Origin of the sequence: Shewanella schlegeliana (assembly GCF_016765635.1) — a bacterium.
GTDB classification, from domain to species: Bacteria; Pseudomonadota; Gammaproteobacteria; order Enterobacterales; family Shewanellaceae; genus Shewanella; species Shewanella schlegeliana.
In genome coordinates, this window is record NZ_JAESVD010000004.1 from 60,303 (window position 1) to 72,814 (window position 12,512).

Annotated in this window: 9 protein-coding genes; 5 read left to right on the forward strand and 4 right to left on the reverse strand. The window is 42.8% G+C overall.

What is annotated here, in order from left to right:
• Nucleotides 1-43 precede the first annotated feature (43 nt).
• Together pflB and pflA are read left to right on the forward strand one after the other, a co-directional pair.
• Nucleotides 44-2,326, forward strand: a complete 2,283-nt coding sequence (gene pflB / locus JMA39_RS08070) for a formate C-acetyltransferase (protein WP_202721371.1) — start codon at nucleotides 44-46, stop codon at nucleotides 2,324-2,326.
• A 64-nt stretch (nucleotides 2,327-2,390) separates the two neighbouring features.
• Nucleotides 2,391-3,131, forward strand: coding sequence for a pyruvate formate lyase 1-activating protein (gene pflA / locus JMA39_RS08075; RefSeq protein WP_202721372.1), 741 nt, complete (start codon nucleotides 2,391-2,393; stop codon nucleotides 3,129-3,131).
• A 26-nt stretch (nucleotides 3,132-3,157) separates the two neighbouring features.
• Here pflA and yfbV read toward each other — a convergent pair whose 3' ends face one another.
• On the reverse strand, nucleotides 3,158-3,601 hold the full coding sequence (gene yfbV / locus JMA39_RS08080) for a terminus macrodomain insulation protein YfbV (RefSeq protein ID WP_202721373.1): 444 nt from the start codon (nucleotides 3,599-3,601) through the stop codon (nucleotides 3,158-3,160).
• 195 nt (nucleotides 3,602-3,796) lie between these two features.
• Between yfbV and ackA the strand changes: the two genes are divergently transcribed.
• Nucleotides 3,797-4,993 (forward strand): acetate kinase, encoded by a 1,197-nt coding sequence (gene ackA / locus JMA39_RS08085; RefSeq protein WP_202721374.1) that lies wholly within the window; start codon nucleotides 3,797-3,799, stop codon nucleotides 4,991-4,993.
• Between the two features lie 106 nt (nucleotides 4,994-5,099).
• Nucleotides 5,100-7,247, forward strand: a complete 2,148-nt coding sequence (pta, locus tag JMA39_RS08090; RefSeq protein WP_202721375.1) for a phosphate acetyltransferase — start codon at nucleotides 5,100-5,102, stop codon at nucleotides 7,245-7,247.
• Between the two features lie 72 nt (nucleotides 7,248-7,319).
• Here the strand turns inward: pta and JMA39_RS08095 are convergent, their stop codons facing one another.
• The 3 genes from JMA39_RS08095 to JMA39_RS08105 all read right to left on the reverse strand — a co-directional run bounded on the left by JMA39_RS08095 (nucleotide 7,320) and on the right by JMA39_RS08105 (nucleotide 10,899).
• The gene (locus JMA39_RS08095; RefSeq protein WP_202721376.1) at nucleotides 7,320-7,670 is read right to left on the reverse strand and encodes a putative quinol monooxygenase; all 351 of its coding nucleotides are present in this window, start codon (nucleotides 7,668-7,670) and stop codon (nucleotides 7,320-7,322) included.
• Nucleotides 7,671-8,076: 406 nt separating this feature from the next.
• The gene (locus tag JMA39_RS08100; RefSeq protein WP_202721377.1) at nucleotides 8,077-9,816 is read right to left on the reverse strand and encodes a cytochrome c3 family protein; all 1,740 of its coding nucleotides are present in this window, start codon (nucleotides 9,814-9,816) and stop codon (nucleotides 8,077-8,079) included.
• A 345-nt stretch (nucleotides 9,817-10,161) separates the two neighbouring features.
• Complete coding sequence (locus JMA39_RS08105; RefSeq protein ID WP_202721378.1) at nucleotides 10,162-10,899, reverse strand: LuxR C-terminal-related transcriptional regulator; 738 nt, start codon at nucleotides 10,897-10,899, stop codon at nucleotides 10,162-10,164.
• 687 nt (nucleotides 10,900-11,586) lie between these two features.
• Here JMA39_RS08105 and JMA39_RS08110 point away from each other — a divergent pair.
• Nucleotides 11,587-12,048, forward strand: a complete 462-nt coding sequence (locus JMA39_RS08110) for a hypothetical protein (protein WP_373316321.1) — start codon at nucleotides 11,587-11,589, stop codon at nucleotides 12,046-12,048.
• Nucleotides 12,049-12,512: the final 464 nt, after the last annotated feature.

Here is a 12,512-nt window from a genome sequence, read left to right on the forward strand (position 1 = left end):
TCGATACCCAATAACCTTATCTCAAACAGAAGGTAATAGTACGATGACCGAAAAAACTGAACAGTTTGCAGCCGCGTGGGAAGGTTTCACCGCTGGCGATTGGAAAACTGAAGTCAATGTGCGTGACTTTATTCAAAAAAACTACACTCCTTATGAAGGCGACGAGTCTTTCCTAGCTGGTGCTACTGAAGCAACAACCGAACTTTGGGACAAAGTTATGGTTGGTATTAAGCAAGAGAACAGCACTCACGCACCAGTTGATTTTGATACCAAACGTGTATCAACTATCACTTCTCACGAAGCCGGTTACATCACTAAAGATCTAGAAACTATCGTTGGTCTACAAACAGAAGCACCGCTTAAGCGCGCTATGTTGCCAAACGGTGGTATTCGTATGGTTGAAGGTTCTTGCGCTGCATACGGCCGTGAACTAGACGCTGAGGTTAAGTACGTATACTCAGAGCTACGTAAGACGCACAACCAAGGTGTGTTCGATATCTACACTCCAGAAATCATGCGTTGTCGTAAGTCTGGCGTATTGACTGGTTTACCAGATGCCTACGGCCGTGGTCGTATCATTGGTGACTACCGTCGTGTTGCGCTATACGGTATCGACTACCTAATGCAAGACAAGTTTGCTCAATTTACTTCTCTTCAGTCTGATTTCGAAACTGGCGAAAACTTGTCTTACACTATGCAACTTCGTGAAGAAATTGCAGAGCAGCACAAAGCACTTGGTCAAATGAAGAAGATGGCAGCAAGCTACGGCTTCGACATCTCTCTACCTGCGACTAACGCTCAAGAAGCTATCCAGTGGACTTACTTCGGCTACCTAGCTGCTGTTAAGAGCCAAAATGGTGCGGCTATGTCTTTAGGTCGTACTTCTAGCTTCCTAGATATCTTCATTGAACGCGACATCAAGAATGGCGTGATCACTGAACAACAAGCTCAAGAAATGGTTGACCATTTCGTAATGAAGCTACGTATGGTTCGTTTCCTACGTACTCCAGAATACGATGAGCTATTCTCTGGCGACCCAATCTGGGCTACTGAGTCTATCGCTGGTATGGGTCTTGACGGTCGTACGCTTGTTACTAAGTCTAGCTTCCGTTTCCTACACACATTGTACAACATGGGTCCTAGCCCAGAGCCAAACATCACGGTTCTATGGTCTGAGCAGCTACCGCTAAACTTCAAGAAGTACGCGGCTAAAGTATCTATCGATACTAGCTCTATCCAGTACGAAAACGATGACCTAATGCGTCCAGACTTCGAGTCTGATGATTACGCTATCGCTTGTTGTGTAAGCCCAATGGTTGTTGGTAAGCACATGCAGTTCTTCGGCGCGCGTGCAAACCTTGCCAAGACAATGCTTTACGCTATCAACGGTGGTGTTGACGAAAAACTTAACGCTCAAATCGGTCCTAAGTCTGCTCCAATCACAGACGAAGTTCTGAACTACGATGACGTTATGGGTCGTTTAGACACTATGATGGACTGGCTTGCTACACAGTATGTGTCTGCACTAAACGCTATCCACTTCATGCACGACAAGTACTCTTATGAATCAGCTCTAATGGCGCTTCATGACAGAGACGTACGTCGTACTATGGCGTGTGGTATCGCAGGTCTTTCTATCACTGCTGACTCACTAGCTGCGATTAAGTACGCAACAGTTAAGCCAATCCGTGATGAAAACGGCATTGCTGTAGACTTCGACATCGAAGGCGACTATCCAAAGTTCGGTAACAACGACCCACGTGTTGACGATATCGCAACTGAATTGGTTGAGCGCTTCATGGCGAAGATCCGCAAGATGAAGATGTACCGTGATGCGATCCCAACTCAGTCTATTCTTACTATTACTTCTAACGTTGTTTACGGTAAGAAGACAGGTAACACACCTGACGGTCGTCGCGCAGGCGCTCCATTCGCTCCAGGTGCTAACCCAATGCACGGTCGTGATGAGAAAGGCGCAATTGCTTCTTTAACATCAGTAGCTAAACTACCATTTGCTCACGCACAAGACGGTATCTCTTACACCTTCTCTATCGTACCTAACGCACTAGGTAAAGATGATGATGCACGTAAGGCTAACCTAGCAGCACTTATGGATGGTTACTTCGCTCACAACGATAACCGTGAAGGTGGTCAACACTTAAACGTTAACGTTATGAACCGCGAAATGCTTGAAGATGCAGTGGTTAACCCAGATAAGTACCCACAGCTAACTATCCGTGTTTCTGGTTACGCAGTACGCTTTAACTCGCTAACACCAGAGCAGCAGCAAGACGTTATCACACGTACCTTCACTAAAGGTCTGTAAGTTTAATCAAGTGTCGATTCGGCTGATGTAACGCTAAGCGTTCATCAGCCTCACAGGAGTAAAAATGGCAGTTATCGGTCGTATTCATTCAATTGAATCCTTCGGAACAGTAGATGGGCCCGGCATCCGGTTTATAACCTTTATGCAAGGCTGCTTAATGCGCTGTCTCTACTGTCATAACCGCGACACTTGGGACTTACACGGTGGTAAAGAAATGAAAGTCGATGACCTGATGAGTCAAATCATCGGTTATCGACCTTTTCTTGAAGCCAGTGGCGGTGGTGTAACCGCGAGCGGCGGAGAGGCTATTATACAAGCTGAATTCGTTGCCGAACTTTTTAAAGCCTGTAAGAAAGAAGGTATTCATACCTGTCTTGATACCAATGGCTTTGTTAGAAAGCACACACCGATTATCGATGAATTACTCGATAACACAGATTTAGTGTTACTGGATATCAAACAGATTGATGATGCAAAGCATATCGTTCTTACCAATGTCAGTAACCAGCGCACGCTGCAGTTTGCAGAGCACCTGCATAAGCGTGGACAAAAAACATGGATTCGATATGTGGTTGTTGGCGGATATACCGACGATATCCCATCAGCACAAGCGCTAGCCGAATTTATAAAACCTATGACTAACGTGGAAAAGGTCGAGTTACTCCCCTACCACGAGCTAGGTAAGCACAAATGGGAAGCGATGGGCGTGGATTATGAGTTAAATAATATCTCACCACCCAGCACTGAAACCATGGAACAAATTAAGAAAGTCTTTACTGACATGGGAATTAACGCGGTTTATTAACCGCGTTGTAATGCTTATAGCCTAAGCTAAAGTTCTTCCCAGTAACTGGCATCTAATCGTTCGAAGGCCGCTTTTAATATCAGTGCCATATCGAAATAACACGCTTTAGCGCCAAGGGGCCGACAATTAACGCCCAATTGCATTAATTTAGTCGATAACTGGTTACCCCAGTCAAGTAATGAGAGTGGTAAAGGATGGCGAGAACGCCAACCAAGCCAGAGTAAGCCTTGAATAGGCAAGCTGATAAAGAACAAAGCGATGGTTATCGCCTGGGGCAGATAGCTCCAGCCATGCAGATACAACTGACTCGACGCAGCCAAAATCGCCAGTAGTGGCATTAACGGCAATGCAAGTTTAGTGGCTCGCATAACGCGGTACTCAGGAAAGTAATAACTGAGTTGTCGAACCATAGGCCAGGTCTTCATATAACGTCGACCCTCGCCCAATGTTTTGAGAACTTGAATGCTCAACGATGGCACCTATAAATAAAATTAACAGCCTAACTTTAGCATAAACACTCAGTCTGCCCCAAGGGCTAGCACTGAGTATGACACGATTTTGCTCTTTTAAAGAGCATACTTTACGACTTCGGCTATAGTTGCCATATGAAGTTTTGTTATCCGGTGAGTCAAAAGGCTTCACCATCTATTGCGAAAGGTTTAAACATGTCAAACAAACTGGTATTGGTGCTTAACTGTGGTAGTTCATCTCTAAAGTTTGCAGTAATTGATGCACTAACTGGCGATGATCAAATTTCAGGTCTAGCTGAGTGTTTTGGTCTTGAAGACTCAAGAATCAAATGGAAAGTTAACGGCCAAAAGAGTGAAGCTAGCCTAGGTGCTTTCACCGCTCACAGAGAAGCCGTTGAATACATTGTTAACGACATTCTAGGTGCTCACCCAGAAATCGCAGCAGAGATCCAAGCAGTTGGTCACCGTGTTGTACACGGCGGTGAGAAATTCACTCACTCAGTAATTATTGACGAATCAGTTATTCACGGTATCGAAGATTGCGCTACTCTAGCACCACTTCACAACCCTGCTCACTTGATCGGTATTCGTGCTGCGCAAGCTTCATTCCCATCACTACCACAAGTAGCTGTGTTTGATACTGCGTTCCACCAGTCTATGCCAGAAAAAGCGTACATCTATGCGCTTCCATACAAGCTATACCGCGAAAATGCTATCCGTCGCTATGGCATGCACGGTACTAGTCACCTATTCATCAGCCGCGAAGCTGCTGCTACACTAGGTAAAGACGAAGCCGATACCAACATCATTTGTGCTCACTTAGGTAACGGCGCATCTGTTACTGCTATTAAAGGCGGTAAGAGTGTTGATACTTCTATGGGTCTTACTCCACTAGAAGGTTTGGTAATGGGTACACGTTGTGGTGACGTTGATCCTTCAGTTATCTTCCACCTAGTTAACCGTTTAGGTTACACACTAGATGAAGTTGAATCTGTACTTAACAAGCAAAGTGGTCTGCTAGGTATTTCTGAACTAACTAACGATTGTCGTGGCATCGAAGAAGGCTTTGGCAGTGGCCATAAAGGCGCGACTCTAGCACTAGAGATCTTCTGCTACCGTCTAGCTAAGTACATCGCTTCTTACACTGTGCCACTAGAGCGTCTTGACGCAGTAGTATTCACTGGTGGTATCGGTGAAAACTCAGATCTAATCCGTGAGAAAGTACTTAACTCACTAGCTATCTTCAACTTCAACGTAGACAAAGAGCGTAACGCTGCTGCTCGTTTTGGTAACGGTGGCCAGATCACTACTGATGAAGGTACTGTTGCTTTGGTAATCCCTACTAACGAAGAGTGGGTTATTGCACAAGACGCAATCGAGTTGATCAAGTAACTGACGCTTAACATAAATGCAGCTAATACCTAGTATTAGCTGCTGTTAGCGCAGTTTATTTTTTAGTCATACAATGTATGACATCATCGAGTTTTAAGAGGTCATTATGTCTCGTAACATCATGCTCATTCCAGTAGGTACAGGAGTTGGTTTAACTTCTATTAGCCTAGGTATGGTTCGTGCACTAGAGCGTCACGGCGTTAAAGTACGTTTTTTCAAGCCTATCGCCCAGCAACGCCCAACTGATACTGGCCCAGAACGTTCAACAACGATTCTGAGCAAGTCTCCAACGGTTAATCCTCTCGAGCCTTTCGAGATGGAACACGCAGAAAAGCTTATTCGTGCTGACCAAACTGACGTGTTAATGGAACAGATCATTGCTCGTGCAACTGAGTGTGCTGATGATACTGAAACCTTGATTGTTGAAGGTTTGGTTCAGACTCGTAATCACCCATTCTCTGACGATGTAAACCATGCTATCGCTAAAGCACTTGATGCAGATATCATTTTTGTTGCGACTCCAGGCAACGAAAGCCCAACTGCATTGATGAATCGCCTAGAGATTTCTCATAACTCTTGGGGTGGTAGTGAAAACAAACGTCTAATCGGTGCTATCGTCAATAAAATTGGCGCACCTGTTGATGACGAAGGCCGTGCACGTCCAGACTTGTCTGAAGTATTTGACCACGACGATATCCAACGTCCAGATGCGGCAAGCATGTTCCAACTTCCTGGTAAGAGTCCACTACGTATTTTAGGTAGCGTGCCTTACAACCTAGATCTTGTTGCACCACGTGCATCAGATCTTGCTAAGCACTTAAGCGCTAAGATCATCAACGCAGGTGAGATGAACACTCGCCGTATGCGTAAAGTGACTTTCTGTGCTCGCAGCATTCCAAATATGGTTACCCATATTAAAACTGACTCACTACTAGTGACTTCAGGCGACCGCTCTGACGTTATCGTATCAGCCTGTCTTGCATCAATGAACGGCGTAAAAGTCGGCGCATTATTGCTAACGGGTGGTTATGAGCCAGAGCCACAGATCATGGAGCTTTGTGAGCAAGCATTCGAAACCGGTCTACCAGTATTCCTAATCGATACTAACACTTGGCAAACAGCCCTAAACATCCAGCGTTTCGATCACGAAGTGCCTGTTGATGATGCTGTGCGTATTGAACAAGTACAAGAATTTGTTGCTAGCCACATCGATCAAAGCTGGGTAGAAAGCATCACCAAGAATTCACCACGTGAACACCGTCTGTCGCCACCTGCATTCCGTTACAAGCTAACAGAACTTGCACGTGCAGCGCGTAAAACTGTTGTTCTACCTGAAGGCGATGAGCCAAGAACCATCGAAGCAGCAGCTATCTGTGCTGAACGTGGTATCGCTCGTTGCGTACTTCTAGGTAACCGTGAAGAGATTGAACGTATTGCAAGTCAGCAAGGCGTTGTATTAGGCGAAGGCGTTGAAATTGTAGACCCAGAAACATCACGTAGCCGTTATGTTGAGGCGATGGTTGAACTACGTCGCGGTAAAGGTCTAACTGAAGTTGTTGCTAAAGAGCAGCTAGAAGACAACATGGTACTAGGTACTATGATGCTAGCTCAAGGCGAAGTTGACGGTATCGTATCGGGCGCAGTAAACACCACTGCAAACACCATTCGTCCGCCACTACAGCTCATCAAAACGGCTCCAGGTTCAAGCCTTGTATCTTCAATCTTCTTCATGTTGATGCCAGATCAAGTTTACATCTACGGTGACTGTGCGATTAACCCAGATCCAAATGCTGAGCAGTTAGCCGATATCGCAATCCAATCTGCAGAATCTGCAATTGCATTCGGTATTGAGCCACGCGTAGCGATGATCAGCTACTCAACTGGGAGCTCAGGTACGGGTTCTGACGTTGATAAAGTACGTGAAGCGACTCGTATCGCGAAAGAGAAGCGTCCAGATCTTATGATCGACGGCCCACTACAGTACGATGCTGCTGTTATGCCAAACGTTGCTCGCTCAAAAGCGCCTGACAGCCCAGTTGCTGGTCAAGCAACTGTATTCGTATTCCCAGATCTAAACACGGGTAACACGACATACAAAGCGGTACAGCGTAGTGCAGATCTGATCTCTATTGGCCCAATGCTTCAAGGCATGCGTAAGCCAGTAAACGATCTATCTCGTGGTGCATTAGTTGACGATATCGTTTACACCATCGCACTAACTGCGATTCAAGCTGCTCAAAACGAACAAGCTTAATTAGCTTTTAGCTAAATCCGTAAAAAAGCCTGCATCTGCAGGCTTTTTTGTATCTATCGCAAATGAGTCCGCTTACTCATAGACTGGACTATCATAATGGTAACCTTCATCGCTATAAGCCGTGACAATGGCATCTTCTACTAACCCGCTTTCAGCTTGGACTTGAGTTTCAAAGAAGTGCTGTATTTGCTTTCTGGTTCCATGTGCCGCCCACGCGTCGGCATTCTCCCAGATCTCGTTGAACACAATCGGGTATTCATTGCGTGTCGCACTCGGATGATCGATTTGGCGAGTCAACATATATTGAATACAGCCCTGCTCTCGATATGAATCTGGTTCTAACGCTTTTAAAACTTCAAATAGTTCCGCTTCTTTACCAGGCTTTGGTTTAAATTGCGCTAAAACATATACGCGACGCGTCATAAGATCTCCTTTCTGTTCGATTAATCGATAATAGATGAATTTATCGTCAAAGCACAGTAAAGCAAAATCACTTCCCAAAATGGTGATGACCCCCAGCATTCGATTTAGATGAAACGATGAACCTTGAAAATACCATTTTACTTTAAGCAATTTACTCGCAGAGTGACGACAGGCATAAGTAACTATTCTAATTAAAGAAATCCACTATCACACCCTAAGAACATTAAGCCGCTTATATCAATAAGCAGCCGCTATGGTGTGTTTTGGCGCAGTAAAAGCTACGTTAGCCACTTTCATATAAGGCAAATTGTCGCAACGTTCAGAAATATGCGTACGACTTTAAATACATCTAATAAAAAGGAGCATGCATTTCTCAACACGCTCCCTTTCTAGTAAGTTTTAATGCTTACTTACCGCCAACTAATACATCTTTCTCGTTCTGGTGACAGCTCACACATGAGTATGGATCAGACATTGTCTTGCTTAAACCACTACCAAACTCGCCAAAGGGGTGAACCTGCTTATTAGTAAGTGCATCACCATGGCCAACTAGATCGATATGACAACGCACACACATCGCTTTTTCTAGGTGGCCATCACTAGCACCATTCGCACCATGACACTCGGCACACTTAGCTGGCTCAAGTAAACCAGGCTCTTTTAGTTGCTTAGTACACTCAAAATCCATATCCGCTGTAGTATGACATTGGGCACAATCGGCGACTTTCCAGCCAAAGTGACTCGCCTCGAGTGGCCACTGGGCAGTCTTCACTTTGTGACGGGTGTTTTTATAGGGATCGTTCAAATCGTACGCCATGAACTTCTGCCACTCGCCATATGAATCATAGAAAGAAGCATATCGCCACTTAATCAGCTCTGGGCTAACAAGTACCACCTTATCTGGCATTATGTGTGGCGAATTGAAGTAGAAATGCGAGTTATTCACTTCACCCCAATCAAATAACCAGCCGTGATTACCCGAAGCATAAAGTCCATCTAAAGATTCAAACGCAAAGCTTTCTGGATTAGACTCCGTTGCTAAGATAGGCCAAAAGTTCATCGTGCCACTGTGCTTACCGTTATGATCTTCATGATCATTAAGTGATAACAGTACGTCCGCCATGGTGATCACACCATCATAATAAATATCAGGACGAATATTATGAGCCTTCACTTTCAGATTTTTAATAGTGTAGTCATAGCGCTTGTCATTACACTTCCCGCCCGTAATGCCACAACTACTGAACTTACCCTCTTCATCGACCTTTCCCATGTGTGACATTGGCTTACCATTAGCATCAATCATCGCTAAACTTTCGTCAGGTGAGAAACAATAGTTTGATGGATTACCAGGACACTCTTGGCTGATGATATACCACTGGTGGAAATCAACATTAGGGTCGTTACGCCACTTGGTTTGGACATTAATAAGTGGGATGATAACCTGTCCGCCGTTAGCCTCTAAGCGAGCAACTTCAGCTTTTTGTGCCGCAATATGCTTATCTAAATCACCGACCGGATGAATACCTATGTTGATCTTGTCATCAGATCTCGTTTCATCCATTCGGATTTGACCGAAATATTCTAGATTCTGTACACCACCATGGTCACCGTCATCACCTGACCAATACCAATAGCTATGATTCCAGTTCTTTTCGCCGTTAACAACCAAATCATGAGTTTGCCGCTCAGGATTCCATGTAAAAGAAAACTCTAAGTCACAATCTTTGGTGCCCTTCCATTGATGGCAAACACGCTCAGACATCTCGTCTGCAGCATAAGCTGCAACATCAAATGTTGAAAAGTTTCCTCTTTTCCATACCTTCTTATGTTGGTTAATGATCGCTTCACCACCATAATTACGGTCAAGCCAATCAATCACCTCAGCACCGGTGATTTGAATAGGTAAATCTGTCGGTACAGGCTTAGGTATCCCCCAATAAAGGGAGAAGGATGCCTTTTCCAAGTTGCTATTTTGCACTTTACCAAAAACATGTGGATGCGGATGATCTTGGGACACATCAGGTGGACTTACCGTACCACCACTATCAGAATTATCATCGGAATCACTACCACAACCCACGACCAAAGAGCCGAACATCACACTAAAGAGCGATGCTAAGCCAAGCTTTCTAAATTTCATCATTCATCTCCGACGTTTTAATATAACGCTTATTGTTGTTTCTCAAGCAGAGAACAACATGCATACTAAACAAGATTTTATTGCGAGGATTTAGGAGATCTCATAGAGCCTAAACAGGCTGATGAACTTGTGACAAACTACTTAAAATACTTATGGGCGTGACTAATGCTAAGTTATACATATACGGCATTAAATAACTATGAGATATCACAGTGACTATAAAAAATAATAGGTTTGCTTTGTTATCTATTATAAATCGATAACGATATACATAAGCCACATATAAAAGATGGGATTAATACAGCATAGATGAAAGCTAATAAATCATTAACTTCCACCTATTGTTAATTAAATTACTTTTAGTCTGACTGACTTAGCAATTAATGAAGTAACATTACTACAATCGAATGTGCATTTTAATTTATCAATATGATAATCCACACCTCGCTCAGAGATAAACAATTTCTCTGAAACTTGAGTGCGGGTATAACCTTCAGCAATTAAAGATAGAACACAGCGCCCCTTCTTCGATACGACCCCGAGATCTTGATAAGGAAACACCTGTTCAGAGCATAGATCCACAGCTTCAAGATGAAACTCCTTCAAACGCCGCTCTATCTGTGGTTGATTTTGCAAAAACCACTCTTTATTTGCCTGTTCACCTCGTTCTGAAAGTAATATAAACCAGCCTTTTATTAACTGATTACTATATAACGGGAAGCAAATCGATAGCTTACTACCATAACCAAAACCCTGCATCATCTGTAGGATTTTGGGTTGTGGCAAATGCCCAGACTCATAAGGCCATAGATAAAAATGGCTTTTCTTTGATGCCAAAAAATAAGGGTCATCAGCCACATATCTACGCCAATACTCATCACAATATTGCTTAATTATTTGATCCGAACAAATAATTGCATTTAACTTCTTATATCCACCTTGTACACCACGTTTACTATCCGTAGTAAATGAACCGGGTTCGAAATCGACAAAATATAGCGCAGATAGAAAACCTAACTCTTTTGCTACATTATTTAGTTCACAACATGGTTCGAAGGTATATGTTTGTTGTGTATTATTAATCATAACAGCCCTTCGTTTCCTAACCATACAGCTATTTTAATAACTTATATAGAGCGTAAAAACAAAGCAGTTATAAGATTATGTGAAGCAATACCCAAAGATATTAAAATTGATAAATTGAAAGCATATTAATATCACGTAATAGATTTAAATAATTCCATTAACTCATATTGAAATGACTAATATAGCCAAAAGCAAAAAACATCTAAGCCAGCCAACTTAACCCTTACTTTCTATGTCGATACCTATGATAAGATCTAGGAAAAGTATTAGAGTTAGCTCACTCTAACCACTTTTTAACTTACAAAGCTCTGCTATGTATGAAAACACGGTATCTGCGTGTTTAAGGTAACTTATCAACACGTGATGAAAAAACGATCGCTAGATCTTTACAGGGTGCAAAACAGATGAGATTAGGACTATCGATTTGAGAGGAAAACAGAGTTACAAGGTAATGAGTCAAAAAACAACCAGCCGATTTAATGCTTACATATTAATAAGTTAGACAAGTTAAAAATAGTCTTCAACATACTTGTCCACAGATTCTGTGGATAACCTAATTAAGTCATTCATACAGATATGCCTTAGATCTTTACTCAGGTCAAGCTTTTCATTAGATCAAAATGAAAATCTTGCGTTAACGCCTAAGAATCGTGATACTGCACAAAACTCTTTACCCCTGAGATTATGATTAAACCTCTTCTACTTATCGCTGCACTGTTCTCTATTGTAGCTTGCAGCCCCTCACAAGAGCATAGCGGCGATATTAACAATTCAGAGAAGGCTTCCCTGCGCAGCCCAGAGTTAACCTCTCTAGGATTTTTAAATGCTATTTACGTTGATAGAGATGTAGAAAAAGCCAAACTCTATGTTGATGCTTCTCTAAAAGAGATCCTAAGTCACTATTATATTGCCTCTTCAGTGCAGCGCTATGTATTGAACTTATCGATGACAGAGGTGGAATTAGAAGTTGATGAAGTGGATATCGATTTCTTTCGCAAATTTACCGACGATGTCACTGTCATTGTGAAAATAAAAGGACTCCGAGGTGGGCAGCCGTGGATTGATGATAGAACTTTAAGGCTACATAAACGCAATGGTAACTGGATTATCGTTGAGATCATGCCAGAAAAACGTCAAGTGAATGGCTAACTGCTTGCTGATTATCACTGCCGTATTGGCTCCGCCCAAACAAAAAATAGCAACCGAATGGTTGCTATTTTACTATTAAAGCTCAGTAACTCGCTTTAAGCGATTTTCCTTAATCTAAAAACGCTTCTTCATCCATCTCAACTGGTAGAGACTCTAACATCTCGTCTTGTAGTTGGTAATATGCGCCTTCATATTCCTGAAATTCCATAACGACTCCGGATCTTTGATTAAGGTGTAGGGTACAAAGGCATGTCATCAATAGTGTGACATTTTGCCTTTTTTAAAAACATGCCAATTATGCATTGTCTTTATGGGGCGAGTATAACAGCTTCACCTACCAACTTACAGAAAACTTTCAAAATCACTCGATAAAAACAGCTAAAAATTACAAAAACCCCTTAAAACATGGCAGATTACGTCATAACACATGAAAGTCTTTCAGTTTTTAATTCAAAAATGAGCTT